Raw genomic sequence first — 24,422 nt, forward strand, 5'->3', positions numbered from 1 at the left:
CATCTGCCCGGTGCGCGCCGCGCCGCCGGGCAACAAGACCAAATCAGTACAGCGTTTTCTGCGGCGGCCCGGCAAACTTCAGGGCGCCTATCTGCCCCATCCGCACTTCCACCACCGACGGCCCCGGCATGGCCAGCGCCTCCGTCATGACCGCATCAAAGTCCTCGGCCCGCTCAACGCTCCAGGCCTGTAAGCCAATCGCCTGCGCCAGCAGGGTAAAGTCCGGCGTGTGCAATTCGTTGTAATACTGTCGCCCGCCGAAATACTTATCCTGAATGCCGCGCATGACGCCGTAGCCCCCGTCGTTCATGATCAGCAGCGTCACGTTGGCTTTCTCCTGCGCCAGCGTCGCCAGCTCGCCTAAATTCAGGCTCAGGCCGCCGTCGCCCACCAGCCCCACCACCTTACGCTGCGGGTTGGCAATGGCGGTACCGATGGCCATCGGCAGCCCCATACCAATCGCCCCGGCCAGAGAGTGAATGTTCATCAGCGGGCCGTTAGCCCTGAACAGGCGGCTGCCCCACAGGCTGCCGGACACGGTGATATCGCGCACCAGCAGGCCGTCCTTCGGCAGGGCGTTTTCTATGGCGTAGTTGAGCTTCGCATAGGCGCCGCACTGCTCGCGCAGGCCCTGTTCAGCCTGCAATACCGCCTGCTGCACCTGCGCGTCCCACTGGGCGTTGCCCCACTCGCGGCCCTGCGCTTTATCGGCCAGGGCACCAAGCAGCGCTGAACAGTCGGCTATCAGCGTGTTATCCATCAGATAGTTACGGCTCGCCGCCGCCGGATCGATATCAATCTGCACCCGCGGAGACGGCAACTCCAGCGTCCAGGAGCGGGTTTCGTTGCTGCGCAGGCGAGAACCGGCCACCAGCGTAAAATCACACTGCGCAATCAGCGCCTCTACCGACGGCGAGTTGTGGAACGCGCGCAGGCTGGCACGATGGCTGTCCGGCAGCACGCCGCGCGCGTGGGTGCTGGAGATCACCGTCACGCCCGCCTCCGCCAGTTTTTTCACCGCGTCAGCGCTTCCCAGCGCCCCGCCGCCCAGCCACAGCAGCGGCTGTTTAGCCTGCTTAAGCTGCGCCCACAGCGAATCGACAGCGTTCGCATCTACGCTCACACCCGGAGCCGGTTTCACCGGTGCGGTCACCAGAGACAGAGGAATTTTAGCCCCCTGAATATCAATCGGGATCTCCACTGATACCGGCCCGCACGGCGGCGTCTGCGCCTCCTGGATCGCTTTATGCAGGATCGCTATCGCCTGGCTGGCATTGCTGATGCGGTACGCCCGCTTTGAACTGGCCTTCAGGAAGGTCAGCTGGTCGCGGGTTTCATGGATAAACCCGGTGTCGGCGTCCAGCCAGGCCTTTTCCACCTGCCCGGTTAAATGCAGCAGCGGCGTGCAGGCGTTCATCGCCTCCACCAGCGCGCCTACCGCGTTCCCCGCCCCCGCGCCGGTGCTGGTCAGCGCTACGCCGAGGCCGGAAAACCGCCCGTGGGCGTCGGCCATGGTGACGGAACCCGCCTCGCCGCGTGCGGGCACGAAGCGGATTTTGCCCCGCTGCCCGACCGCATCCGCGATCGGCAGGTTGTGAATGGAGATGACGCCGTAGATGGCCTCAACCTGATACTGCTCCAGCGTTCTGGCGATGGCGTCGCCGACGGTTATCATTTCGCTCATTGCTCACCCTTTCTCAGTCGCACCAGTGGTTGACGCTGTTACCCGTCGCCAGATAAATGCTCTTTTGCTGCATCCAGGCTTTCAGCCCCTGAATGCCCTTTTCGCGGCCCAGACCGCTCTCTTTAAAGCCCCCGAACGGGGTCGAAATCGCAAAAACTTTGTAGGTGTTGATCCACACCGTACCGGCCTCCAGCTGCTCGCTCAGGCGCAGCGCCCGCCCGGTGTCGCGGGTCCAGACCCCTGCCGCCAGGCCGTAAACCGAATCGTTCGCCTCGCGGATCAACGCCGCTTCATCGCGAAACGGCATCGCCACCAGCACCGGGCCGAAAATCTCCTCCTGGCAGGCGCGGGCGCCGTTCGTCAGCCCTTCAATAATGGTTGGCAGGAAGAAGCTGCCGTTTGCGAGCGCCGGATCTGCCGGGATTTCGCCGCCGCACAGCACCCGGCCCCCTTCGCGCTTCGCCAGCTCGACGTACTCGAGCACGCCCTGACGATGCTTGTCGTTGATCAGCGGTCCTACATGGATGCCGTCAGCAAACGGATGCCCCACGCGCAGGCCGCGCGTGAGCTCCAGCAGCCGCGCCATCAGCGGCGCGTACAGGCTTTCGTGGATAAACAGCCGGGACCCGGCGATGCACGCCTGCCCCGCCGAGCTGAAAATGCCGTAGCAGATCCCGCGCGCGGCCTGCTCAACGTCGGCATCCTCCAGCACGATGGTCGGGGATTTTCCGCCCAGCTCCAGCGACGCCGGGATCAGCTTTTCCGCCGCCACGTGCGCCAGATGGCGGCCCGTATTGGTGCCGCCGGTAAAGGAAATTTTTCGCACGCGAGGATGGCGCGCCAGCGCGTCGCCAATCACCGAGCCTTTGCCCGGCAGCACGCTCAGCAGCCCGGCGGGCAGCCCGGCCTGTTCAAAAATGCGCGCCAGCTCCAGCGCCATCAGCGGCGTGGCTTCGGAAGGCTTGAGGATCACCGCGTTTCCGGCGGCGATGGCCGGGGCGACCTTCTGCATCTCGCTGGCAATCGGCGAGTTCCACGGCGTGATGGCCGCCACCACGCCGAGCGGCTCATAGCGGCTTAGCGTCAGCAGATCCGGCTGGCGCGGCGTGGGCAGCTCCCCCTCCAGCAGCTCGCAGGCGGCGGCGAAGTAGCGGGCCGTTCCCGCCGCGCTCATCACCAGCCCGCGCGCCTCCGCCAGCGGCTTGCCGTTATCCCGGCTCTGCATCTGCGCCAGCTCGTCAGCGCGGGACTCAATCAGATCCGCCACCTTGTGCAGGATCTTCGCCCGCACGTGCGGCAGGCTGTTGCGCCATGCGGGATCGCGCCACGCGCGCTCGCCGGCCTCGATCGCGTCGTGCAGATCGTCAAGGTTGGCCGCGTTTAGCGTCGCATTGAGCGCCCCGTCTGCCGGGAAGTGGCTCTGCATCGGGTTACCGCCGCCGCGTCGCCACTGGCCGCCGATAAAAATCTTCAGATCGTCCATCGTCACTCCTCAGCTCAGGGCCAGCTCGCGGCAGGCGCGCACCGCGCTGAGTGCCGCCAGGGTGGAGGTTTTAGGGTTAGACGCCAGCGGCAGCCCGCTCAGCTCCAGATGGAATTCGCCAAACAGCCCTTCTACGTGCAGCGTGTGGGTGTTACGTTTCGTTGTCGGGTCAACCATCAGCTGTACGCGGGTTTCATCCATCCCGACGCCGCCGAGCGCCACGGTCGCCGCCACGTTGGCGTTCGCCGGGAACAGGCGCGCCGCCTCGCGGGCGCTGCCTTCAAAAAAGACCTGCGCCTCTCTGACCGCGTTGAGATCGATAAGCTGCTCGGCGTAGCTGCCGCGCCAGCTGGCCGGGCTTTTGCGCGACTGATAGGTGACGCGCTCAAGCCCGCCCTCCTTCGCCGCCGCCAGCCCGTCGATGCCAGCCACCGCCCCGGAGAGCAGGGTCAGTTTTCCGCCCGCCGCGAGCAGGCGCTGCTCCAGCGCGCTGTCCGCCAGCGCGCCGGTGGAAATAACCGCCAGATGCCAGCCGCGACGCAGAATTGCTTCGCCATACTGCGCCACCGCCTGCTGGCTGGCGCACTCCAGCACCAGATCGGGCGTTTCCGTGCAGTCCATCGGCGAGCCCAGCGCCACCGCCGTATCGCTAAACCGTTCCGCGATCGCCGCGTGGTGAGACTCGCGCGCGACGATCCAGCCGATCGTCACCCCGGCAGGCAGGCGTTCGATCACCGCCTGCGCCATCGCGCCGTAACCAATTAACATGACCTTTTTCATGATGCGTCCTTACAGATGGCGGCAGAAGCCGCCGGAAACGTCCAGCGCCGCGCCGGTGGTAAACGATGCCAGCGGCGAGGCGAGGAACAGCAGCGCCTGCGCGGGCTCCTGCGGCTTGCCGAGGCGCACCATCGGAATGCCGCGCTTGCGCGCGATCTCCGCCGTCCACTCCGGCCAGCTCTGGCTTTTGTCCGCCCGGCTTTCGAAGCGGCGCTGCCACTGGCCGGACTCGACCATGCCAAGCAGTATGGAATTGACGCGAATCCCTTTGCCTACCAGCTCTTTCGAGAGCGTCAGCGTCATGTTCAGCAGCGCGGCGCGGGCTGCCGATGTGGCGATCATGTGCTCTTCCGGCTGAAGCGCCAGAAGGGAGTTCACGCAGGTGATGGAGGCGATATCGGACCGTTCCAGCAGCGGCTGAAACGCCTGCACCGGATTAATGACGCCAAACAGTTTAAGTTCGGCTTCGTGCAGCCACGCCTTGCGCGGCGTGTCGCTGAAGTGCGCCACGTAGCCCTGACCGGCGTTGTTGATCAGCATATCCGCCGTGCCAAAGCGCGCCTGCACCGCATCCGCGAAGGCCTGCACCTCGTCGGCGTTCAGCACGTCGCAGCGGTAAGAGAAAATCTCCCCGTCGGGATAGTCGTTTTGCAGCGTCGCATGGGCGCTGGCGAGCCGATCCGGATCGCGACCGCAGAAGGCAACTTTCGCCCCTTCGCCCAGCAGCAGGCGCAGCGTTTCAAAGCCAATGCCGGACGAACCGCCGGTAACGACCGCTACGCGGCCGTCAATGTGTGCATTCATCGCGCACCTCTTCGTTAATGCGTAAAAGCTGTTGATTAAAAAACGCGTCGTTATCGAGATAGCTCGCGTGTCCGGCCTGCGGAATCGCGGTAAACGGCATGCCGTAGCGCAGCGCCAGCCCCTGTACCAGCTCGGGCTGCGTGATCGCGTCCTGCTCGCCGCACCAGACTTCAAATTGACCGGCGTAACGCTTAAGCCAGCCGTGAATGTCGTCATGCGCCAGCATCCACGCGGCGGCAAGGTAGCCTTCTGGTCGCAGCCCGCGCATGCCCGCCGCGACGGTAGCGATATCTTCCGCGCGCGCGCCGGGGCGCAGCAGCGTCGCGGCGCGGGTCTGGGCGAGGAGGTCGCCGCCGAGCGCCATCTGCTGCTCGCGATTACGCCAGACCTGCTCCCGCTGCGCCGGCGCGGCATTGCCGTAGCCCTGCGCGGCGTCCGCCAGCACCAGATGAATGACGCGTTCAGGGAACTTCGCCGCAAAGGCGCTGGCCACCAGTGCGCCCAGGGAATGGCCCACCAGCACCGCCTGCCAGACACCGGCGCGATCGAGCATCGCCGCCAGCGCGTCGGCGTAATCCCCCGCGTTCGCACGCTCAACCGCCAGCATCGGGCTTTCGCCGTAACCGGGCATGTCCCACGCCAGCACGCGAAAACCGTTCAGCGCCATCTGCTTGTGCCAGGACGCAGCGCCAGAGCTGATCCCGTGCAGCAGCATCAGCGGGATGCCGCTTCCCTGTTCACGAAAAGCCGTCATGTCGCCCCCTTAGTTCCGCTTCACTTTTGAGAGCGGATGATCGGAGGGGTAGGTCGGGATTTCCGGCTTGTTGGTTCCCAGCATGACGCACATCAGCGCCTCTTCTTCCCCGTGGTTAAACAGGCCGCGATAGATGCCCGGCGGGACGGAGATCAGGTCACGCTCGCGCAGCACGGTTTCGGTGTAGTTGTCGCCGTCCTGGATCATCAGCGTGATCTGCCCTTTGAGCATGAAGAACACCTCCTCCACGTCATCGTGCAGGTGCAGCGGCCCTTCGCACTTCGACGGCAGCACCATGGTGGAGAAGGTAAAATGGTCCGCCTGCACGGTATTGGTGTCGTTCGCCACGCCGGTTGCGCCGGTGCCGATGTAGCGCATCTGCGCCCGGCGGTATTTCGGGTCAAAATCGGCCTGGAACTTCAGCGCGTTCCAGTCGTATTTACGGCCTTCGAAGCGCGCGATGCGCGACTCGACCCACTCTTCCATCGTCAGGTGGTCAGGTTTGATGCCTGTTTTATTGGTTACGGTTGAATCAGTCATGACACTCTCCTCAGTAACGTCTCAGCAGCGGCAGTAACAGGACGCAGCCCACCGCCGCCATCACCGCCAGAAAAATCAGCCCGGAATCCATGCTGTGGGTGAAGGCGATAAGCGCGCCCATCACCGCCGGCGACAGCGCGCCTGCAAAGTTTCCCAGCCCGTTGAAGATGCCGCCCGCCGTGGCGCTCACCCGGGGATGGGTGGCCTTCGCCAGCAGGGCGAAAATGTTGGGGGCACCGGTGCCCCACATAAAGGTGCTGAAGCTCATCGCCGCGATGATGGCAAGCGGGGTATCAAGGTGCATCACCGCCGCCAGCCCGACGGCCGCCCCCGCCATCGAGATAAAGCAGGCCGCCGCACGCTTATCGACCCGGTCAGAGAGCCACGCGCCAATCACCTCTCCCGCCAGCATGGCGATGAACGGCATCGACGACAGCCAGCCCGCGTGCTCCAGGTGGATGCCTTTGCCCTTGATTAAGTAGCCAGGCAGCCAGCCATTGATGCCCCACAGGTAGGTCAGGAACGCGATGTTAAAGATGCAGATGATCCAGAAGTGCGGGCTGACAAACAGCTCGCGCCGCGCCGCGCGCCGCTCGTCCTGAGACGCCTGCGAGGTGCCGGGTTTTGCTTCCAGACGGATCCCGCGCAGGCCGATGCGCACAAAGATAAGCACCGGCACGGTCAGCATTGCCATGACAAAGAAGGTGCTCTGCCAGCCGAAGGTGTTCAGCAGCCAGAGGGAGAGCGGGAAGCCAATCGCCGCCCCTACCGGCGTGCCCAGCAGCCACAGCATGGTGGCGCGCGCCTGTAAATGCTGCGGGAAGTTGTGGCGCACGATGGCGAAGGCCAGCGGGAACAGCGGCCCTTCCGCCACGCCCAGCAGGATGCGCAGGACGATCATCAGCGTGTAGTTATGGGTAAAGCCCATCGCCACCATCAGCACGCACCAGATCGCCATCATCCCGGTGAGCAGGCGCAGCGGCGCGATTTTGTCGCCTAACCCGCTCAAAAATACCGACGAAAAGCCGTAGCTCAGCAGGAAGGCGCTCATCAGAATGCCGAGGCGCGTGGTGTCAAAATCGATGCCCATCGCCTGCTGGAAATGGGTGTCGGAAAAGAGCGCCGCGATGCTGATTTTGTCGAAAAACGCCAGCAGCACGCAGGCCAGCAGCGACAGCGGGATGGCCCAGCGCACCGCTTTTTCAGGCGTGCGGTTTCCCTCACCGCTCGCCTCGACGGGCGCGGTGTTGGTCTCTAATGTGGTCATGTCTCCCCCTACGGGTGCGGGTTAGCTATCGCAGTGACATCAGTGAAAAAGTCGGGTCGGCGAGCGGTACGTCCGACAGGTCCCGGCCCGCCGCCATCCAGCGCTTCGCCAGCTTGACGGTGCGCGCATCGTTGAACGCCACCAGCTGCGTCAGCCGCCCGCGTTCATCCAGCGAGAAGAACAGCGCGTCTTCACGCACCCGCGTTTTGCCTCCCGGCTGCGGAATGCCGAGGATCTGAATATTGTGCTGGTATTGATCCGACCATAGCCACGGCGCGTCGTCGTAGCCTGGCGCATCGGGGTTAAGCATGGCTTTCGCCGTCGCCACCGCCTGATTCTGCGCGAAGGCCCAGGACTGGATGCACAGGCCGTAGTGATGGTGCTGCGCCACGTCGCCTGCGGCAAAGATGAACGGATCGGACGTGCGCCCCTGGGCGTCCACCACGATCCCCCGCTCGGTGCGAAGTCCCGCATCGCGCGCCAGCTCCAGATTAAGATCGACGCCGATCCCCACCACTACCGCATCAAAGGTTTCACGCTGGCCGTCGCAGTGGATGACCGGCAGGCCGTTATCGTCCTCCAGCTCCAGCGCGCCGCAGCCGGTACGGATCTCCACTCCCTGCTCACGGTGGATGGCCTCTAAGCGCTGCGACACCTCGCCGCTCACCGAGCGCATGCACAGCGCGGGCTGCTGCTCGAACAGCGTGACCGCCACGCCGCTTTTGCGCGCGGAAGCGGCAATCTCCAGGCCGATCCAGCCGCCGCCAACAATCGCCAGTTTTTTACTTTCTGCCAGACGCGCTTTCAGGCGCTGCGCGTCCTGCCAGTGGCGCAGAGTGTAGATCTGCGGGTGCGCCGCCCACGCCTGCGAAGGCAGGCGCGCCCGCCCGCCGGTGGCCATTAAAAGGATGTTGTAACTAAGGCGTTCGCCATTGCTCAAACGCACGGATTTCGCTTCACGATCGACTGATTCAGCACGCAGCGGGCGGCACCAGGTCAGGTTCAGCGCCTGCTGTGCTGCTTCGCTAAACAGCCGCGGGAGCACTGCGTCCGGCTCCAGCAGAGACGCTTTCGACAGCGGCGGACGTTCGTAGAAATCCCACTCCTCTTCCGCCACCACGCAGATCTCACCGTCGAAGCCCTCGTCGCGCAAGGTTTTCGCCGCCCAGCCGCCCGCCTGACCGCCGCCGATAATGACAATGCGCGACGTCATACCGCCTCCGGCTTTTTCTGCTGGCGGCGCGTGTCGTGGTCGATGCCGCCCTCCACCGCCCATTCGGTAAAGGAGACCAGGGAGTGCTCCAGCTCGCGCGGCTGCCAGTTTTCCGTCAGATAGTCGTCGTTGGTGTAATACTCAAACGCGCCGCCGGTCGGGCTATTGACGTACCAGAAGTACGCCGACGACACCGGATGGCGGCCCGGCCCGATAAAGGTGCTCCATTCATTTTTATTCATCGCGATACCGCCGCCGATCACCTCGTGGATGTCGCGCACGGTGAAGGCCACGTGGTTGAGGCCGCGCTTGCGGTTCGGCAGTTGCAGCAGGAACAGGTTGTGATGTCCGCCGCGCACCCCGCAGCGCAGGAACACGGCGCGGTTGATGTAGCGGTCCGAAACCTGGAAGCCGAGCACCTCGCGGTAGAATTTTTCCACCGCCGCCAGCTCCTCCACGAAGAACACCACGTGCCCGACGTTGATCGGCTGCGCGCGATCGTAAACCGGGCTCGGCGTGTCGATACGGCGGGCATCGCCCCACTGGTTGATCGGCTCAACGTTCAGCTCCACGTCGGTCTGCTGGCTGACCTGCACACGCAGGGTCATGCCGTTCGGATCGAGGCATTCCAGCGCGTCGCCCACTTCGCGAAAGCCGGGCTGCTGCGCAAGCTTCGGGCGCAGCGCGTCGAGATCGGACTGTGCGGCCACCGCCCAGGTCATGCGGCGCAGGGTGTTGCCCGCTTCAAACGCCGGCGGCAGGTCGGGGCTGTCGATGGGGTTCAGCTCCACGCGCGCGCCGCTCAGGGTGGTAAAACGCTGGCCGCTGGCATCGCCCGTCAGGCCAAAATCACGCATAAATTTGGCGCAGTGCGTCAGGTCTTCCACGCCAAATTCCAGCTTTTCAATTCCGGTTACACTCATCGTTCATTGCCTCATCTGGCCCAAATTGGGCGTAGAACATGCCCGACGCAGTCAAGCGCCTGACGTTAACTCACTGATTTAGCTGGCCTGTGACAAATACCCTAAGAAGCCAGAAATTTTATCCGCCGCGAGGCGAACCTCGTTTTGCAGCCGCTCGCGGTCGGTCTGCGGGATCTCCTCCGACGGCACCAGAATGCTGACCACCGCCGCCACGCGTCCGCTTCGGTCATACACCGGGTAGACGATGGAGGAGATGCCGTGGCGGAAGAAGGATTCGCCGATGACAAACCCGCGGGCTTTGTCCTGCTGCACCATCTGCCACAGGGCCTCGCGGTCGTGAAGCTGCCCCGGCGTGTTGCCCGGCAGGCGCTCGTGCGGGAACAACTGTTCGAAATCGGCGCGGGAAATATCGGTCAGCAGCATGCGGCCCAGCGAAGTGCAGTGCACCGGCAGGCGGGTGCCAATGCTGACCTGGTTGATGCGCGACCCGGCGGCGCTGACGCGGGCGATGTAGATAATGTCGCGCCCGTCGCGGATCGCCAGATGGCTGCTGCACTGGCTCACGTCGCGCAGCTGCTCGATCACCGGCTGGCCGACCTGCGCCACGTCCAGCGAGGCGATGTACTCAAAGCCGAGACGCAGCACGTTCATGCCCAGTGAAAAGGTATTGGTGCGCGCGTTGCGCTCCAGAAAGCCCATGTACTCCAGCGTCTGCACCACGCGATAGGCGGTCGCCTTCGGCATATCCACCAGCCGGTGCAGCTCGGCAAAGGTCAGATCGCGATGCTGCTCGCCAAAGGCCAACAGCAGCTGTAAACCGCGCTCCAGCCCCGGCACCAGATACTTCACTTCCTGATCGTTTGCCATAATCGCCACACCTTAGTTAAAAACAAAACCGCCGTTGACCGGGATCAGCTGCCCGGTGATAAACCGCGACAGATCGCTTAACAGCCAGACCACGCTGCCGGTGACGTCTTCCGGCTGCTGCGCGCCGGTTAACGCGCGGCCATTCTCGTAGAGCTGATGGCGCTCGGCCGGAACATATTCGGTTGCCTCGACGCGGGTTAACCCCGGCGCGATGGCATTAATGCGGATACGCTTCTCACCCAGTTCGCGCGCCATTGAGCGGGTCATCGCAATCACGGCGCCCTTGCTGGCGACGTAGGCCATCAGGCGCGGCGCGCCCCACAGCGCGGTGTCGGACGCAATGTTCACGATGCCCGCGCCCTCGCGCAGCAGCGGCACCGCGGCGCGCGTCACCAGCCAGGTGCCTTTGACGTTAACGTTCATCACCCGATCCCAGAGATCCGGATCGTAATCGAGCATATTTTTGCCGCCGACGCCCGTCGCCATCGCCGCGTTGTTCACCAGGCCATCAATCTGACCCTGCTCGCCAATCGCGCTGAACACCTGCTCAATGGACTGCGGATCGGCCAGATCGATAACGTGCGGTTCGATCGCATAGCCCCGCTCGCTCAGGGCGTGGGCGCTCTCGGCCAGCTCGCCCTTGAGGATGTCGCACATCACCACCGCCGCGCCCTGCTCCGCACAGGCTTTGGCAAAGTGAAAGCCCAGCCCGCGCGCGGCGCCGGTTATGACGATGCGCTTGCCGCTCAGCAGCCCGTTCATCAGGCGGCTCCCTGCTGTTCTTCGCGCATCGCCAGCTGCTCTTTGGCGGCCTTTTGCATCATGCGGCGCAGGCGCGAGAGGCCGACGTCGTGCTGATACAGGTATTCATGGTCGCGGGCGTTTGGCGCCAGGCTTTCCAGCACCACGCGGTCCTGCTCCAGCACTTCCCAGTGCAGTTTTTCCAGACGGTTGCGGTACATGAAGCGCCACATGTCGCGCTGCCAGCCCTGCACCCGGCGAATGCGCCAGAAGAAGACGCGGCAGTTGTCGTTATCTTCCGGCACCACCATGCCGACGATAAAGAAGTGGCCGCCCGGCCCGAAGCGCTTCTTGTACGGAATGGAGAGGCGCATCCAGCAGGTGCCGCTGTTGCCCAGCTCTACCCAGTCAAAGTTGACGCCGCTCTGCCCTTTCTTCTCGAAAATAAAGCCGGTTTTGGTCGGCTGGAGCACCATGTCGGCCTTGCGATCCCCTTCCGCCATCGAGTGCGATGAGGAGTGCAGATAGGTGCCGTGCATCGGGTCCATCACGTTTTCCAGCGCGTACTGGTAATTGCATTTCCACGCGGCGGTGCAGAGGAAGTTGCTGAAGTTGTCCGTATCGGCGAGCTCGTCCGGGAAGGTCAGCTCGTCCGGCTGCTGGTCTGCGGTGACGCCAAACCACAGGAAGATGGCGCCGTGCGCCTCCTGCACGTTGTAGCTGCGCACGCACTGCTGGCCGACCAGCGGGCATTTGTCCACGGCGGGCACGTCTTTCACCTCGCCGTTGCCCGCGACCTCCACGCCGTGATACCAGCAGGCAATGCGGTCGCCCAGGTTCCAGCCCATCGACAGGCGTGCGCCGCGGTGCGGACAGCGGTCCTCCAGCGCCTGCACCTGGCCGTCTTTGTTGCGCCAGACCACAATCTGTTCGCCCAGGCGGGTAATGCCCACCGGCGCAGACTGCACCTCCCAGCTCGCCAGCACCGGATACCAGAGGCCGCGCAGACCTTTATCGAGATAGTGTTGTACGGTAGTCGTCATCGCGTTGCCCTCAGTAGCCGTTAACCTGTAAGAATGCCTGGAAGCTGGCCTCGCTCCACGGCTCGCCCTGCTGATCGTGCATGCGCACCGCGTTCAGCCCGTTCACCAGCTCCGGTAAGGTTTCAACTCCCTGCTCGAAGAGATCTTCCAGCGTGGCGATGAGGTTCACTTCCCAGCTTTCCGGCTCGCGGCTGCGGGTCTGCCAGATCAGGTTCTGGTAATCACCCGGCTTATGGATCGCACCGTTACCGCCCTCAGCCGGTGGGGCAAACTGACGGCTTTCCGGCAGCGCCGGGTTGTAATTCAGGGTGTCGCTCATGCCACGGTCTCCTCGACGAAGGTAATCTGAATCTGGTTTTCAAAAACCCGAACCGGGTAGCGGTTAAGGTTGCGTCCGCCGGGGCCGTGCAGGCACTGGCCGGTTTTGACGTCGAAGACCGCCTCGTGCAGCGGGCATTCCACTTTGCCGTCTTCCACGAAGCCCTGGCTCAGCAGGGCATAGGCGTGGGGGCATACGTCTTCCAGCGCGTAATATTCACCGTCAATCAAATACACGCCGATCTCTTTACCGTCGACGTTGCCGCTAAAAGGGAAATCTTCCTGTACTTGTTCTGCGTCACATACGCCTATCCAGCTCATCACGATCCTCCAGGCTTTTGTTTCATATATGAAACTCTGTTTCTTATTTAATACGGTCAATATAAAAGCGATGAATGTTTCGTCAAGCTGCAATGTGACGAATTTGTTAATCAAACGGTAATTAATTAACTAAGTGTGCAAAGGATCACGAAAAAATGCAGCGATATGAAATTTTCATTATTGCGGCGTGAAAGAATACGATTTATCGATGGCCTGAAATTTTAATAAACAGTGATTGACTTCTTTTCTTTTTGTTCCTTAAAAATAAAAGAAGTGAAAAACATGGCGTTTCACCTGTGAAACTTAATTTTATTTTTCCATTAATAAACAATGAGTTTCATAGGTGAACCATTTTCCCCCTGTGACAATCACGCGCATAAAAAATAGAAATAAGCGAAAACATAAGGCAGGCGTTATGACGGCAAGATGGCAAGGCACAGTGGCATTGTTATTACTCATTATTATTTCCTACGTCGACCGGGTAAATATTTCTGTCATGATTTTAAACCCGGAATTTGCCCAGCATTTTCAGCTAAATGAAAACAGAATGTTACAGGGAATGCTGATGACCTGTTTTCTGCTGGGTTATGGATTTTCAGCTTTATTATTAACGCCGGTTATTGAAAGCAAACTCCATTATCGACAGGGATTATTGGGCAGCATAGCGATTTGGGCAGCGGTATGCGCCATTTCCCCGCTGCTCGGATCGCTGATGGGAATGCTCATCGCACGCACGATCCTGGGGATCGCTGAGGGGCCGCTCTTTTCGCTGAAAACGCGCTTCATCAGCGATCACTTTAGCGCGCAGGAGATCGGCAAACCCAACGCCGTGACCGCGCTGGGGGTCTCGCTCGGGCTGGCCGTGGGCTTTCCGCTGGTAACGTGGCTGATGGCGCATCTCGGCTGGGCCGGGTCGTTTTATGCCCTGGCGGTACTGAACCTGGTGCTGGGCGGCGGCCTTGTCTGGCGCTTCCTGCCCGCGCCGCAGGGTGCGGAGCAGCTCAAAAAACCGGGCTTCGCAGAGACGTTTTCGCTTGCCTGGCAGACGCCGCTGCTCGGGTGGATCCTGCTGGTGGAGATTGCCACCCTGAGCTATCTCTGGGGGAGCAGCGCCTGGCTGCCCGCGTGGCTGCGCGACGAGCATCATTTCTCGCTGCACGCCACGGGCATGCTTGCGGCCATTCCCTTCCTGCTGAGCCTGGGCTCGAAGTTCCTCGGCGGGGTGCTGCTCGACAAAATGCGCCCTGAACAAGCGCCGGTGCTGTTTGTGGTGGGCGGCGCGCTGACGGCGCTGTCCGTGGTCGCGCTGATGCTCAGCCATCAGCCTGCCTGGCTGGCGCTGTTTATGCTCTCGGCGAATATCTTCTGGGGGCTACAGGGGGCAGCTATTCCGGCGGTGATCCAGCATCACGCCGCGCGGGAAGCGGTGGGCAGCGCTTACGGCATTATCAACGGGATCGGCAATATCTGCGCGGCGTTTATTCCGCTGCTGATGGGGATGGTGATGAGGTCGGTAGGGTCGGTCAGCTCAGGCTTTTCGGTGCTGGTCGTCTCGCAGGTAATCACCCTGCTTGCCGGGGGAATGTTGCTGCTGCGCATGCGTCGCGCAGCAGCAATCAGCGCGTAAGGCTTATTCGCCTTTTTTCGCGGCCTGGATGTAGAGCATTTCCAGCGCCAGGGTCGCCGCGGCAAGCGCGGTGATCTCGGACTGGTCATAGGCTGGCGCCACTTCTACCACGTCCATCCCAACGATGTTCAGATCCTTCAGGCCACGCACCAGCTTGATGGCGCGGTCTGACGTCAGGCCGCCAATCACCGGCGTACCGGTACCCGGTGCAAACGCCGGATCCAGGCAGTCGATGTCAAAGGTCAGATACACGGGCATATCACCGACGATCTGCTTAACCTGAGCCAGAATATCGTCCACGCCGCGATCGTTCACCTGGCCGGCGTCCAGCACGGTGAAGCCGTTATCTTTGTCGAACTCGGTACGGATGCCGATCTGCACGGAGTGGTTCGGATCGATCAGGCCTTCTTTCGGCGCGGTGTAGAACATGGTGCCGTGGTCGAACTCGCAGCCGTTCGCGTAGGTGTCGGTATGCGCATCGAAGTGCACCAGCGCCATTTTACCGAAGTGCTTCGCGTGGGCGCGCAGCAGCGGCAGAGTAACGAAGTGGTCACCGCCGAAGGAGAGCATGCGCTTACCGGCCGCCAGCAGCTTCTCTGCGTGCGCCTGCAATTTTTCGCTCATTTCGCGCGCGTCGCCGAAGGCGTACACCAGGTCACCGCAGTCCACCACGTTCAGGCGCTCGCGCATGTCGAAGTTCCACGGGAAGCGGTTGTGCTCCCAGGCCAGGTTAGTGGAAACCTGACGGATTGCCGCCGGGCCGTGACGACCACCCGCGCGACCGGAGGTTGCCATGTCGAACGGTACGCCGGTGATCACCCAGTCAGCGTCGCTGTCGTACGGCTGGAAGTTCATTGGAAGGCGTAAAAAACCAAACGCGTTAGATACCAGAGAGTTATCGTACTGATGACCTAAAGTGCTCATGTCCAGACCTCTTTTAACGTCGATACATTAAAAACAGATGAAAAAAAATCCCCTCCGCGTCGTTAAACCCGACGAGGAAGGGATTGATTCGTAAATCGCATATTGGGGCGAATTATCGCCGTTAATTCATACGGGTTCAAGTGAGTATAGCATTCTGTCGGATGGCGGCTGCTCCTTATCCGGCCTACATTCGTAGGCCCGGTAAGCGCTGCGCCACCGGGCATTGGCGGCACAGCAGCCTGATGCCCTCACCCCACCCCTCTCCCACAGGGAGAGAGCGTTTTACCTACTCGTCTTCCAGGTAGGTGTACCCGTACAGACCCGCTTCAAACTCTTCCAGGAACTGCTGCTGCAAGGCATCGTCCAGACCGGTGTTTTTCACCTGATCGCGGAACTGGGTGAGCAGTTTTTTCGGATCCAGCTGCACGTATTCGAGCATATCCGCCACGGTGTCCCCTTCGTCGGACAGCTCAACCTCGACGCTGCCGTCAGGGAAGACAAACACGTCAACCGCTTCGGTATCGCCGAACAGATTGTGCATGTTGCCGAGGATCTCCTGATACGCACCCACCATAAAGAAGCCCAGCATTGGCGGGTTCTCAGGATCGTACTCCGGCATTGGCATCGTCGTTGCAATACCGTCACCGTCAACGTAGTGGTCAATCGCGCCGTCAGAGTCACAGGTGATGTCCAGCAGCACCGCGCGACGTTCCGGGGCGTGGTTCAGCCCTTCCAGCGGCAGAACCGGGAACAGCTGGTCGATACCCCAGGCATCCGGCATCGACTGGAACAGGGAGAAGTTGACGTACATTTTGTCCGCCATACGCTCCTGCAACTCGTCGATAATCGGACGATGCGCGCGGTTACTCGGGTCGAGCTGTTTCTGCACTTCATGGCACATGTTCAGATAAAGCTGCTCGGCCCACGCGCGCTCTTGCAGGCTAAAGGTGCCTGACGAGTAGCCGACATGAATATCGTGCAGGTCCATCTGGCTGTCGTGCAGCCATTCGCGCAGGGAACGACGCGTGCCCGGCTCGTGCATCTCCTGCCAGGTTTCCCACATGCTTTGCAGGGAACGTGGGGCATCGTCTGCCGGAGGCGTGGCTTCGGTGATTTCGCTACGCTCAACGCCGATGATGTTAGACACCAGCACCGTATGGTGCGCGGTAACCGCGCGGCCAGATTCGGTGATCACCGTCGGGTGCGGCAGACCGTGCTCTTCGCAGGCATCGCCAATCGCCCAGATGATGTTGTTGGCGTATTCGTTCAGGCCGTAGTTGACCGAGCAGTCAGACTGGGAGCGGGTCCCTTCGTAGTCCACGCCCAGGCCGCCGCCCACATCAAAGCACTGGATGTTCACGCCAAGCTTATGCAGCTCAACGTAAAAACGCGCGGATTCACGCACGCCGGTGGCGATGTCGCGGATATTGGCCATCTGCGAGCCGAGGTGGAAGTGCAGCAGCTGAATGCTGTCCAGTCGACCGCGCTCGCGCAGAATCTCCACCAGTTGAAGCACCTGGTTCGCCGCGAGGCCAAACTTGGATTTTTCACCGCCGGAAGACTGCCATTTACCGGAACCCTGCGACGCCAGTCGCGCACGCACGCCAAGGCGCGGGATCACGTTCAGACGCTCGGCCTCTTCCAGCACGATCGCGATTTCGGTCATCTTCTCGATCACCAGATAGACCTTGTGGCCCATCTTCTCGCCAATCAGCGCCAGACGGATGTATTCGCGGTCTTTATAGCCGTTACAGACGATCACCGACCGGGTCATGCCCGCGTGCGCCAGAACGGCCATCAGCTCCGCTTTGGAACCGGCTTCCAGGCCCAGCGGCTCGCCGGAGTGGATCAGGGACTCAATCACGCGGCGGTGCTGGTTTACCTTGATCGGGTAAACGAGGAAATAGTCGCCGTTATAACCATACGATTCGCGCGCGCGTTTGAACGCGGCGTTGATAGAACGCAGGCGATGTTGCAGGATCTGCGGGAAGCAGAACAGTGCAGGCAAGCGCTGGCCCTGCGCTTCACGGGCTTTCACCAGTTTAGCGAGATCCACGCGCGCTTCCGGGACGTCCGGATCCGGGCAGACGCTGATGTGGCCCAGTTCGTTAACGTCGTAGTAGTTATTGCCCCACCAGGCAATATTGTAAGTGCGCAGCATCTTGCTGGCTTCCTGGGAGCTCATCGCAACCTCCTGCATAGAACGTAGTACACCCTGTTCGCCTGCTGACGAAGGCGAAAGCGAAGACATGTCGTCAGACATAGCGAACCTCAACTCTTTGTAGTAAGTGTAAAACAGTTGACTACTATCGCAGCGTTATACGGCGATAACAACCCATTAACGGCTCCATTTCCCAGCAGAGTATGCTGAAATCCAGACCGTGCGACCGGTTTCTTATTCATATCATTGTAAAACACGTATCCGAACTCTGTATGACAAGGTTCGGCGAAACCACGAGAAAACTCCTGTATTAACAAGAGCGCCCTTGTTCAGTTTTCACAAAGCGTAACCGGCTCTGGAATCCTGAGAAGCACCGAGATGGGTATAACATCGGCAGGTGTTTAAACCAGAAGTGCGGGTGGGAATCACATGCGCGCCAGAACGGCTGCGCTGAATGAGCGGAAAACGATGGTTCATTATCTCGTATCACCTCCACGGCCGCCTCTGCTGAAACGGACCACAAGCCAAAGCTAAAAGTTCACTGCTTAACCCGGCTGGAAGTGGCGACACGATGTGTTCATCGAGCGCTGATTTTATATGAGCCGCGCGCCGCGTTTTATACCGAGAAGGTAGCTAAAAAGCAAAATAAAAATGTGCAGGTTGCCAGCGCCGTCAGGAAAAATTTCCAGCTATGTTTTCAACGCAGTGAGAGGTGAGTCAAAAAAAACTGGAAATCGGGCGAAGAAGTGACCTAAAATAGCCATCCAGATGTTAATCCATCCATACCGATTAACACTCAGACTGCCAGTGTCAAAATCCTGTAGGCCTTGGTAGAATTATCTCCTTTGGCTATTCCACACAGCAGCTTGAGCTAACCAAATTCCTCTTAGGTGAAATAAAACATGGCAAAACACCTGTTTACGTCCGAGTCCGTATCAGAAGGACATCCTGATAAAATTGCTGACCAAATCTCCGATGCGGTGCTGGATGCGATCCTCGCGCAGGATCCAAAGGCGCGCGTAGCGTGTGAAACCTATGTCAAAACCGGCATGGTTCTGGTTGGCGGTGAGATCACCACCAGCGCATGGGTTGATATCGAAGAGATCACCCGTAACACGGTACGTGAGATCGGCTATGTGCATTCTGATATGGGCTTTGATGCCAACTCCTGCGCCGTACTGAGCGCGATTGGCAAACAGTCTCCGGACATCAACCAGGGCGTTGACCGTGCCGATCCGCTGGAACAGGGCGCGGGCGACCAGGGCCTGATGTTCGGCTATGCGACCAACGAAACCGACGTGCTGATGCCGGCCCCTGTGACTTACGCACACCGTCTGGTGCAGCGTCAGGCTGAAGTCCGTAAAAACGGCACTCTGCCGTGGCTGCGTCCGGATGCGAAAAGCCAGGTGACCTTCCAGTACGACGACGGGAAAATCGTCGGTATCGATGCCGTGGTTCTCTCCACGCAGCATGCTGAAGAGATTGACCAGAAATCGCTGCAAGAAGCGGTGATGGAAGAGATCATCAAGCCGGTTCTGCCGACTGAGTGGCTGAGCTCTGCGACCAAATTCTTCATCAACCCAACCGGACGCTTTGTTATCGGCGGGCCTATGGGTGACTGCGGTCTGACCGGTCGTAAAATCATCGTTGATACCTACGGCGGCATGGCGCGTCACGGTGGCGGTGCATTCTCCGGTAAAGATCCGTCTAAAGTTGACCGTTCTGCCGCGTACGCTGCGCGTTATGTGGCGAAAAACATCGTTGCTGCCGGCCTGGCTGACCGCTGTGAGATTCAGGTTTCCTACGCTATCGGCGTGGCTGAGCCAACCTCCATCATGGTGGAAACCTTCGGTACTGAAAAAGTGCCTTCAGAACAGCTGACCCTGCTGGTGCGCGAGTTTTTCGACCTGCGCCCATACGGCCTGATTCAGATGCTGGATCTGCTGCACCCAATCTACCAGGAAACTGCCGCGTACGGTCACTTTGGTCGCGAACATTTCCCATGGGAAAAAACCGACAAAGCCGCCCTGCTGCGTGACGCAGCCGGTCTGAAGTAATCGACTGACAGCTGTTTAAACAAGCCAGCCTTTGTGCTGGCTTTTTTTATGTCGGGTGGCGGCTACGCCTTACCCGACCTACGATTATGTAGGCCGGATAAGGCGCAGCCGCCATCCGGCAATCTTTGAAACCGCTTACACTATGCCGGATATACCCCGCTTTCAGAATAATCTCTTTGCATGATCGTAATTCTTCTGCTGTTACATTCCCTTTCAGTTAAGTCTGAAATTCATGCAAACGCGATGCATATCAATTAATTTACTTCTATATTTTCAAAGCTTTAATTATTTTTACGGTTACGGGTTAGTGTAACCGATTACACCATTGTGATTTGTCTCACATATTTTTATGAGCCGCTCACCTACCCTTAATATCGATAAAACTGATAACCCAACTGGAGGGCATAATGCCTGACAATAATAAACAGGGGCGTACGTCCAATAAGGCAATGACGTTCTTCGTCTGCTTCCTTGCCGCTCTGGCAGGATTACTCTTTGGCCTGGATATTGGCGTCATCGCCGGTGCATTACCTTTCATCGCCGATGAGTTCCAGATTAGCGCACACACTCAGGAATGGGTGGTTAGCTCCATGATGTTCGGCGCCGCCGTCGGCGCGGTCGGCAGCGGCTGGCTCTCCTTTAAGCTCGGGCGTAAAAAGAGCCTGATGATCGGCGCGATCCTGTTCGTTGCCGGCTCATTGTTCTCTGCCGCTGCGCCTAACGTTGAAGTGCTGATCCTCTCCCGCGTGCTGCTGGGCCTGGCAGTGGGCGTGGCGTCTTATACTGCTCCGCTGTACCTGTCTGAAATCGCGCCGGAAAAAATTCGCGGCAGCATGATTTCCATGTATCAGCTGATGATCACCATCGGTATTCTCGGGGCTTATCTCTCCGATACCGCGTTCAGCTACAGCGGCGCATGGCGCTGGATGCTGGGTGTGATCATCATCCCTGCCGTCCTGCTGCTGATCGGCGTCTTCTTCCTGCCGGACAGCCCGCGCTGGTTTGCCGCCAAACGACGCTTCCACGATGCCGAACGCGTGCTCTTACGCCTGCGTGATACCAGCGCCGAAGCGAAAAACGAGCTGGAAGAGATCCGCGAAAGCCTGAAGGTGAAACAGTCCGGCTGGGCGCTGTTCAAAGAGAACAGCAACTTCCGCCGCGCGGTGTTCCTCGGCGTGCTGTTACAGGTTATGCAACAGTTCACCGGGATGAACGTCATCATGTATTACGCGCCAAAAATCTTCGAACTGGCGGGTTACACCAACACCACCGAGCAGATGTGGGGCACCGTGATAGTCGGCCTGACCAACGTGCTGGCAACCTTTATCGCCATCGGTCTGGTGGACCGCTGGGGACGTAAGCCAACCCTGACGCTGGGCTTCCTGGTGATGGCTGTCGGTATGGGCGTGCTGGGTACCATGATGCACCTGGGCATTCACTCTCCAACGGCACAGTACTTCGCCGTGGCGATGCTACTGATGTTTATCATTGGGTTTGCGATGAGTGCCGGTCCGCTGATTTGGGTACTGTGCTCTGAGATCCAGCCGCTGAAAGGGCGTGATTTTGGTATCACCTGCTCTACCGCAACCAACTGGATTGCCAACATGATCGTCGGCGCAACGTTCCTGACCATGCTCAATACCCTGGGTAACGCCAATACCTTCTGGGTCTACGCGGGTCTGAACCTGTTCTTTATTGTTCTCACAATCTGGCTGGTTCCTGAAACCAAACACGTTTCACTGGAACACATTGAACGTAACCTGATGAAAGGTCGTCCTCTGCGCGAAATCGGCGCACACGACTGATCCTCTTGCGGGAGGCGCCTCTTGCGCCTCCCCGCTTCCCGCTTTATGCTCTGCCCCTATGAAAGCTCCCCGTCTCCCCATCGCCATTCAGCAAGCCGTTATGCGCAGCCTGCGGGAAAAACTCGCCCAGGCCAACCTGAAGCTCGGCCGCAGTTATCCTGAACCGAAGCTGGTCTATCAGCAGCGCGGCACCGCGGCAGGCACCGCCTGGCTGGAAGCCTACGAGATCCGCCTGAACCCGGTGTTGATGATGGAAAATCAGCAGGCGTTTATCGAAGAAGTGGTGCCGCACGAGCTGGCCCATCTTCTGGTGTGGAAACACTTTGGCCGCGTCGCGCCGCACGGCAAAGAGTGGAAGTGGATGATGGAGGCGGTGCTCGGCGTTCCGGCACGCCGAACCCATCAGTTCGAGCTGGAATCGGTGCGCCGCAATACCTTTCCCTACCGCTGCCAGTGCCAGCAGCACCAGCTTACCGTCCGCCGCCACAACCGCGTGGTGCGGGGCGAGGCGACCTACCGCTGCGTGAAGTGTGGCGAACAGCTGGTCGCGGAATAATCAACTGAACTATCAGGAACTTTCCTGATCTGACTGATTGCATACAGGAACAACATTCGTTACGTTGCGGGCTCGTTTTGACACGGAGTGTAAGATGTCCCGTAATGTTTCTCTTGCGGTCGCTTTTCTGGCGACGGCGCTTTCCGGCCATGCTCTGGCCGACGGTATTCACAGTTTTTCTCAGGCTAAAACGGCAGGCGTAAAGATTAACGCCGACGTGCCGGGTGATTTCTACTGCGGCTGTAAAATCCACTGGCAGGGTAAAAAAGGGATCGTGGACCTGGAGTCCTGCGGCTATAAGGTGCGCAAGAACGAGAACCGCGCCAGCCGAATCGAATGGGAACACGTTGTTCCGGCCTGGCAGTTTGGCCACCAGCGCCAGTGCTGGCAGGATGGCGGACGTAAGAATTGCGCAAAAGATCCGGTCTATCGCCAGATGGAAAGCGATATGCACAACCTGCAACCCGCCGTGGGTGAAGTCAATGGCGATCGCGGTAACTTCATGTACAGCCAGTGGAACGGTGGCGAAGGCCAGTACGGTCAGTGCGCGATGAAGGTCGATTTCAAAGATAAAGTAGCCGAACCGCCTGCGCGCGCGCGCGGCAGCATCGCCCGTACGTACTTCTATATGCGCGACCGCTACCATCTCAACCTTTCCCGCCAGCAGACGCAGCTGTTCAATGCCTGGGACAAACTCTATCCGGTGACGGACTGGGAATGCCAGCGCGACGAACGTATCGCCAACGTCCAGGGGAATCACAACCCTTACGTCCAGCGGGCTTGCCAGGCGCAAAAGAGCTAACCTACACTACGGCCATTCGCTTATATCGCATGACATATGGAATTTCTGACTATGCGCATCCCTCGCATCTATCACCCTGAACTGATTACCGCTGGCGGCGAAATCGCCCTGTCTGATGATGCTGCAAACCACGTAGGCCGCGTGCTGCGCATGGGTGCAGGCCAGGCCATTCATCTCTTCGACGGCTCGAATCAGGTTTTCGACGCTGAAATTACGCGCGCCGACAAAAAAAGCGTGCACGTAAAGGTGCTGCGTGGCGAAGTGGACGACCGGGAATCCCCGCTGCACATTCACCTCGGCCAGGTGATGTCGCGCGGGGAAAAGATGGAGTTCACCATCCAGAAATCCATTGAACTGGGTGTAAGCCTCATTACGCCACTTTTTTCTGAGCGCTGCGGCGTTAAACTGGATGCGGAACGTCTGAACAAAAAGATCCAGCAGTGGCAGAAAATTGCCATTGCGGCCTGCGAGCAGAGTGGCCGTAACCGTATTCCGGAGATCCGCCCGGCGATGGATCTGGAGGACTGGTGTGCAGAAGAGGAAAGTGGGCTTAAGCTTAATCTTCATCCGCGCGCCAGCGCCAGCATCAATACGCTGCCGCTGCCCGTTGAGCGCGTACGCCTGCTGATTGGCCCGGAAGGCGGCCTGTCGGCTGACGAAATCGCCATGACGGCGCGTTACCAGTTTACTGATATTCTGTTGGGACCTCGCGTTCTGCGCACTGAGACAACGGCACTCACAGCCATTACCGCGCTACAGGTACGGTTTGGCGATCTGGGTTGACCCATTAACGGAGAAGAAGATGATTAAGCTCGGCATCGTGATGGACCCCATCGCAAACATTAACATCAAGAAAGATTCCAGCTTCGCTATGCTGCTGGAAGCGCAGCGTCGCGGCTATGAACTCCACTACATGGAGATGAACGATCTTTACCTGATCAACGGTGAAGCCCGCGCACGCACCCGCATCGTTAACGTCGAGCAGAACTACGACAAATGGTACGAATTTGGCACCGAGCAGGATATTGCCCTGGCCGACCTCAACGTCATCCTGATGCGTAAAGATCCGCCGTTCGACACCGAATACATTTACTCCACCTATATCCTTGAGCGTGCCGAAGAGAAAGGAACGCTGATCGTCAACAAGCCGCAGAGCCTGCGCGACTGCAACGAGAAGCTTTACACCGCCTGGTTCTCTGACCTGACGCCGGAAACGCTGGTCACCCGCAGTAAAACGCAGCTGAAAGCATTCTGGCAGAAGCACGGCGACATCATCATGAAGCCGCTGGACGGCATGGGCGGCGCGTCGATCTTCCGCGTGAAGAACGGCGATCCGAACATTGGCGTGATTGCCGAAACGCTGACCGAGCTGGGAACCCGCTACTGTATGGCGCAGAACTACCTGCCTGCCATCAAAGACGGCGACAAGCGCGTGCTGGTCGTAGACGGCGAGCCGGTGCCTTACTGCCTGGCGCGCATCCCGCAGGGTGGTGAAACCCGTGGCAACCTGGCGGCCGGCGGCCGTGGCGAACCGCGTCCGTTAAGCGAAAGCGACTGGGAAATTGCCCGCCGCGTCGGTCCTACGCTGAAAGCTAAAGGTCTGATCTTCGTCGGCCTCGATATCATCGGCGATCGCCTGACCGAAGTGAACGTCACCAGCCCGACCTGCATTCGTGAAATTGAGGCGGAATTCCCGATCTCGATCACCGGAATGCTGATGGACGCTATCGAAAAACGTTTACAGAAATAACC

Annotated in this window: 25 protein-coding genes; 7 read left to right on the forward strand and 18 right to left on the reverse strand. The window is 59.9% G+C overall.

Going from position 1 to position 24,422, the window contains the following annotated elements; all coding sequences use genetic code 11:
* Positions 1–43: 43 nt before the first annotated feature.
* The 14 genes from DBR02_RS05920 to DBR02_RS05985 all read right to left on the reverse strand — a co-directional run bounded on the left by DBR02_RS05920 (position 44) and on the right by DBR02_RS05985 (position 12,738).
* Positions 44–1,684, reverse strand: a complete 1,641-nt coding sequence (locus tag DBR02_RS05920; RefSeq protein WP_107533694.1) for a thiamine pyrophosphate-binding protein — start codon at positions 1,682–1,684, stop codon at positions 44–46.
* A 13-nt stretch (positions 1,685–1,697) separates the two neighbouring features.
* Positions 1,698–3,167, reverse strand: coding sequence for an aldehyde dehydrogenase (locus DBR02_RS05925; protein WP_107533696.1), 1,470 nt, complete (start codon positions 3,165–3,167; stop codon positions 1,698–1,700).
* A 9-nt stretch (positions 3,168–3,176) separates the two neighbouring features.
* A complete protein-coding gene (locus DBR02_RS05930) occupies positions 3,177–3,947 on the reverse strand; it encodes an aspartate dehydrogenase (RefSeq protein WP_107533698.1) in 771 nt (256 codons plus the stop codon).
* A gap of 9 nt (positions 3,948–3,956) precedes the next feature.
* Complete coding sequence (locus tag DBR02_RS05935) at positions 3,957–4,751, reverse strand: SDR family oxidoreductase (protein ID WP_107533700.1); 795 nt, start codon at positions 4,749–4,751, stop codon at positions 3,957–3,959.
* Entirely contained in the window at positions 4,735–5,505 is a 771-nt protein-coding gene (locus DBR02_RS05940) for an alpha/beta fold hydrolase (protein ID WP_107533702.1), read from the reverse strand. Before DBR02_RS05940 ends, DBR02_RS05935 begins: the two co-directional genes overlap by 17 nt.
* A 9-nt stretch (positions 5,506–5,514) precedes the next feature.
* Positions 5,515–6,045 (reverse strand): cupin domain-containing protein, encoded by a 531-nt coding sequence (locus DBR02_RS05945; RefSeq protein WP_017382915.1) that lies wholly within the window; start codon positions 6,043–6,045, stop codon positions 5,515–5,517.
* A 10-nt stretch (positions 6,046–6,055) separates the two neighbouring features.
* Positions 6,056–7,312, reverse strand: coding sequence for an MFS transporter (locus DBR02_RS05950; protein WP_107533703.1), 1,257 nt, complete (start codon positions 7,310–7,312; stop codon positions 6,056–6,058).
* Positions 7,313–7,337: 25 nt separating this feature from the next.
* Positions 7,338–8,525: an NAD(P)/FAD-dependent oxidoreductase gene (locus DBR02_RS05955; protein WP_107533705.1), complete on the reverse strand. Its 1,188-nt coding sequence runs from the start codon at positions 8,523–8,525 to the stop codon at positions 7,338–7,340.
* Positions 8,522–9,448: a VOC family protein gene (locus DBR02_RS05960; protein WP_107533707.1), complete on the reverse strand. Its 927-nt coding sequence runs from the start codon at positions 9,446–9,448 to the stop codon at positions 8,522–8,524. The genes DBR02_RS05955 and DBR02_RS05960 overlap by 4 nt, the downstream gene beginning before the upstream one ends.
* Positions 9,449–9,526: 78 nt before the next feature.
* Positions 9,527–10,315 (reverse strand): IclR family transcriptional regulator, encoded by a 789-nt coding sequence (locus tag DBR02_RS05965; protein ID WP_028014350.1) that lies wholly within the window; start codon positions 10,313–10,315, stop codon positions 9,527–9,529.
* 12 nt (positions 10,316–10,327) lie between these two features.
* The gene (locus DBR02_RS05970; protein WP_107533709.1) at positions 10,328–11,077 is read right to left on the reverse strand and encodes an SDR family oxidoreductase; all 750 of its coding nucleotides are present in this window, start codon (positions 11,075–11,077) and stop codon (positions 10,328–10,330) included.
* The gene (locus DBR02_RS05975; RefSeq protein ID WP_107533711.1) at positions 11,077–12,099 is read right to left on the reverse strand and encodes an aromatic ring-hydroxylating oxygenase subunit alpha; all 1,023 of its coding nucleotides are present in this window, start codon (positions 12,097–12,099) and stop codon (positions 11,077–11,079) included. Before DBR02_RS05975 ends, DBR02_RS05970 begins: the two co-directional genes overlap by 1 nt.
* A 10-nt stretch (positions 12,100–12,109) precedes the next feature.
* A complete protein-coding gene (locus tag DBR02_RS05980) occupies positions 12,110–12,418 on the reverse strand; it encodes a recombinase-like helix-turn-helix domain-containing protein (RefSeq protein ID WP_028014353.1) in 309 nt (102 codons plus the stop codon).
* Positions 12,415–12,738, reverse strand: a complete 324-nt coding sequence (locus DBR02_RS05985) for a Rieske (2Fe-2S) protein (protein WP_003860044.1) — start codon at positions 12,736–12,738, stop codon at positions 12,415–12,417. Before DBR02_RS05985 ends, DBR02_RS05980 begins: the two co-directional genes overlap by 4 nt.
* A gap of 415 nt (positions 12,739–13,153) precedes the next feature.
* Between DBR02_RS05985 and DBR02_RS05990 the strand changes: the two genes are divergently transcribed.
* Positions 13,154–14,365 (forward strand): MFS transporter, encoded by a 1,212-nt coding sequence (locus DBR02_RS05990; RefSeq protein WP_107533713.1) that lies wholly within the window; start codon positions 13,154–13,156, stop codon positions 14,363–14,365.
* A gap of 3 nt (positions 14,366–14,368) precedes the next feature.
* Here DBR02_RS05990 and speB read toward each other — a convergent pair whose 3' ends face one another.
* The 4 genes from speB to DBR02_RS27240 all read right to left on the reverse strand — a co-directional run bounded on the left by speB (position 14,369) and on the right by DBR02_RS27240 (position 17,927).
* The gene (speB, locus tag DBR02_RS05995; RefSeq protein ID WP_017382921.1) at positions 14,369–15,289 is read right to left on the reverse strand and encodes an agmatinase; all 921 of its coding nucleotides are present in this window, start codon (positions 15,287–15,289) and stop codon (positions 14,369–14,371) included.
* A gap of 286 nt (positions 15,290–15,575) precedes the next feature.
* Positions 15,576–17,552, reverse strand: a complete 1,977-nt coding sequence (gene speA, locus DBR02_RS06000) for a biosynthetic arginine decarboxylase (RefSeq protein ID WP_022649348.1) — start codon at positions 17,550–17,552, stop codon at positions 15,576–15,578.
* A gap of 8 nt (positions 17,553–17,560) precedes the next feature.
* Positions 17,561–17,692: an acid stress response protein YqgB gene (yqgB, locus tag DBR02_RS06005; protein ID WP_129741668.1), complete on the reverse strand. Its 132-nt coding sequence runs from the start codon at positions 17,690–17,692 to the stop codon at positions 17,561–17,563.
* A gap of 94 nt (positions 17,693–17,786) precedes the next feature.
* Positions 17,787–17,927 carry a hypothetical protein gene (locus DBR02_RS27240; RefSeq protein ID WP_425605720.1) on the reverse strand — a complete coding sequence of 47 codons (141 nt, stop codon included), beginning with the start codon at positions 17,925–17,927 and terminating at the stop codon, positions 17,787–17,789.
* A 425-nt stretch (positions 17,928–18,352) separates the two neighbouring features.
* Between DBR02_RS27240 and metK the strand changes: the two genes are divergently transcribed.
* The 6 genes from metK (at position 18,353) to gshB (ending at position 24,420) form a co-directional block, all read left to right on the forward strand.
* Entirely contained in the window at positions 18,353–19,507 is a 1,155-nt protein-coding gene (gene metK, locus DBR02_RS06015; RefSeq protein WP_003860037.1) for a methionine adenosyltransferase, read from the forward strand.
* 407 nt (positions 19,508–19,914) lie between these two features.
* Positions 19,915–21,312, forward strand: coding sequence for a galactose/proton symporter (gene galP / locus DBR02_RS06020; protein ID WP_063867839.1), 1,398 nt, complete (start codon positions 19,915–19,917; stop codon positions 21,310–21,312).
* A gap of 58 nt (positions 21,313–21,370) precedes the next feature.
* On the forward strand, positions 21,371–21,868 hold the full coding sequence (locus DBR02_RS06025; protein ID WP_107533715.1) for a SprT family zinc-dependent metalloprotease: 498 nt from the start codon (positions 21,371–21,373) through the stop codon (positions 21,866–21,868).
* 94 nt (positions 21,869–21,962) lie between these two features.
* Complete coding sequence (endA, locus tag DBR02_RS06030; protein ID WP_063867834.1) at positions 21,963–22,670, forward strand: deoxyribonuclease I; 708 nt, start codon at positions 21,963–21,965, stop codon at positions 22,668–22,670.
* 51 nt (positions 22,671–22,721) lie between these two features.
* A complete protein-coding gene (gene rsmE / locus DBR02_RS06035; protein ID WP_107533717.1) occupies positions 22,722–23,453 on the forward strand; it encodes a 16S rRNA (uracil(1498)-N(3))-methyltransferase in 732 nt (243 codons plus the stop codon).
* A 19-nt stretch (positions 23,454–23,472) separates the two neighbouring features.
* On the forward strand, positions 23,473–24,420 hold the full coding sequence (gene gshB / locus DBR02_RS06040) for a glutathione synthase (RefSeq protein ID WP_107533719.1): 948 nt from the start codon (positions 23,473–23,475) through the stop codon (positions 24,418–24,420).
* Positions 24,421–24,422 lie beyond the last annotated feature (2 nt).

Source organism: Enterobacter cloacae complex sp. (assembly GCF_900322725.1).
Classification (GTDB): Bacteria; Pseudomonadota; Gammaproteobacteria; order Enterobacterales; family Enterobacteriaceae; genus Enterobacter; species Enterobacter quasihormaechei.

Excerpts from the sequence above, each read along its gene's own strand:
- DBR02_RS05920 (WP_107533694.1), bottom strand. The coding sequence starts at position 1,684 with ATGAGCGAAATGATAACCGTCGGCGACGCCATCGCCAGAACGCTGGAG.
- DBR02_RS05925 (WP_107533696.1), bottom strand. The coding sequence starts at position 3,167 with ATGGACGATCTGAAGATTTTTATCGGCGGCCAGTGGCGACGCGGCGGC.
- DBR02_RS05930 (WP_107533698.1), bottom strand. The coding sequence starts at position 3,947 with ATGAAAAAGGTCATGTTAATTGGTTACGGCGCGATGGCGCAGGCGGTG.
- DBR02_RS05935 (WP_107533700.1), bottom strand. The coding sequence starts at position 4,751 with ATGAATGCACACATTGACGGCCGCGTAGCGGTCGTTACCGGCGGTTCG.
- DBR02_RS05940 (WP_107533702.1), bottom strand. The coding sequence starts at position 5,505 with ATGACGGCTTTTCGTGAACAGGGAAGCGGCATCCCGCTGATGCTGCTG.
- DBR02_RS05945 (WP_017382915.1), bottom strand. The coding sequence starts at position 6,045 with ATGACTGATTCAACCGTAACCAATAAAACAGGCATCAAACCTGACCAC.
- DBR02_RS05950 (WP_107533703.1), bottom strand. The coding sequence starts at position 7,312 with ATGACCACATTAGAGACCAACACCGCGCCCGTCGAGGCGAGCGGTGAG.
- DBR02_RS05955 (WP_107533705.1), bottom strand. The coding sequence starts at position 8,525 with ATGACGTCGCGCATTGTCATTATCGGCGGCGGTCAGGCGGGCGGCTGG.
- DBR02_RS05960 (WP_107533707.1), bottom strand. The coding sequence starts at position 9,448 with ATGAGTGTAACCGGAATTGAAAAGCTGGAATTTGGCGTGGAAGACCTG.
- DBR02_RS05965 (WP_028014350.1), bottom strand. The coding sequence starts at position 10,315 with ATGGCAAACGATCAGGAAGTGAAGTATCTGGTGCCGGGGCTGGAGCGC.
- DBR02_RS05970 (WP_107533709.1), bottom strand. The coding sequence starts at position 11,077 with ATGAACGGGCTGCTGAGCGGCAAGCGCATCGTCATAACCGGCGCCGCG.
- DBR02_RS05975 (WP_107533711.1), bottom strand. The coding sequence starts at position 12,099 with ATGACGACTACCGTACAACACTATCTCGATAAAGGTCTGCGCGGCCTC.
- DBR02_RS05980 (WP_028014353.1), bottom strand. The coding sequence starts at position 12,418 with ATGAGCGACACCCTGAATTACAACCCGGCGCTGCCGGAAAGCCGTCAG.
- DBR02_RS05985 (WP_003860044.1), bottom strand. The coding sequence starts at position 12,738 with ATGAGCTGGATAGGCGTATGTGACGCAGAACAAGTACAGGAAGATTTC.
- DBR02_RS05990 (WP_107533713.1), top strand. The coding sequence starts at position 13,154 with ATGACGGCAAGATGGCAAGGCACAGTGGCATTGTTATTACTCATTATT.
- speB (WP_017382921.1), bottom strand. The coding sequence starts at position 15,289 with ATGAGCACTTTAGGTCATCAGTACGATAACTCTCTGGTATCTAACGCG.
- speA (WP_022649348.1), bottom strand. The coding sequence starts at position 17,552 with ATGTCTGACGACATGTCTTCGCTTTCGCCTTCGTCAGCAGGCGAACAG.
- yqgB (WP_129741668.1), bottom strand. The coding sequence starts at position 17,692 with ATGAATAAGAAACCGGTCGCACGGTCTGGATTTCAGCATACTCTGCTG.
- DBR02_RS27240 (WP_425605720.1), bottom strand. The coding sequence starts at position 17,927 with ATGAACCATCGTTTTCCGCTCATTCAGCGCAGCCGTTCTGGCGCGCAT.
- metK (WP_003860037.1), top strand. The coding sequence starts at position 18,353 with ATGGCAAAACACCTGTTTACGTCCGAGTCCGTATCAGAAGGACATCCT.
- galP (WP_063867839.1), top strand. The coding sequence starts at position 19,915 with ATGCCTGACAATAATAAACAGGGGCGTACGTCCAATAAGGCAATGACG.
- DBR02_RS06025 (WP_107533715.1), top strand. The coding sequence starts at position 21,371 with ATGAAAGCTCCCCGTCTCCCCATCGCCATTCAGCAAGCCGTTATGCGC.
- endA (WP_063867834.1), top strand. The coding sequence starts at position 21,963 with ATGTCCCGTAATGTTTCTCTTGCGGTCGCTTTTCTGGCGACGGCGCTT.
- rsmE (WP_107533717.1), top strand. The coding sequence starts at position 22,722 with ATGCGCATCCCTCGCATCTATCACCCTGAACTGATTACCGCTGGCGGC.
- gshB (WP_107533719.1), top strand. The coding sequence starts at position 23,473 with ATGATTAAGCTCGGCATCGTGATGGACCCCATCGCAAACATTAACATC.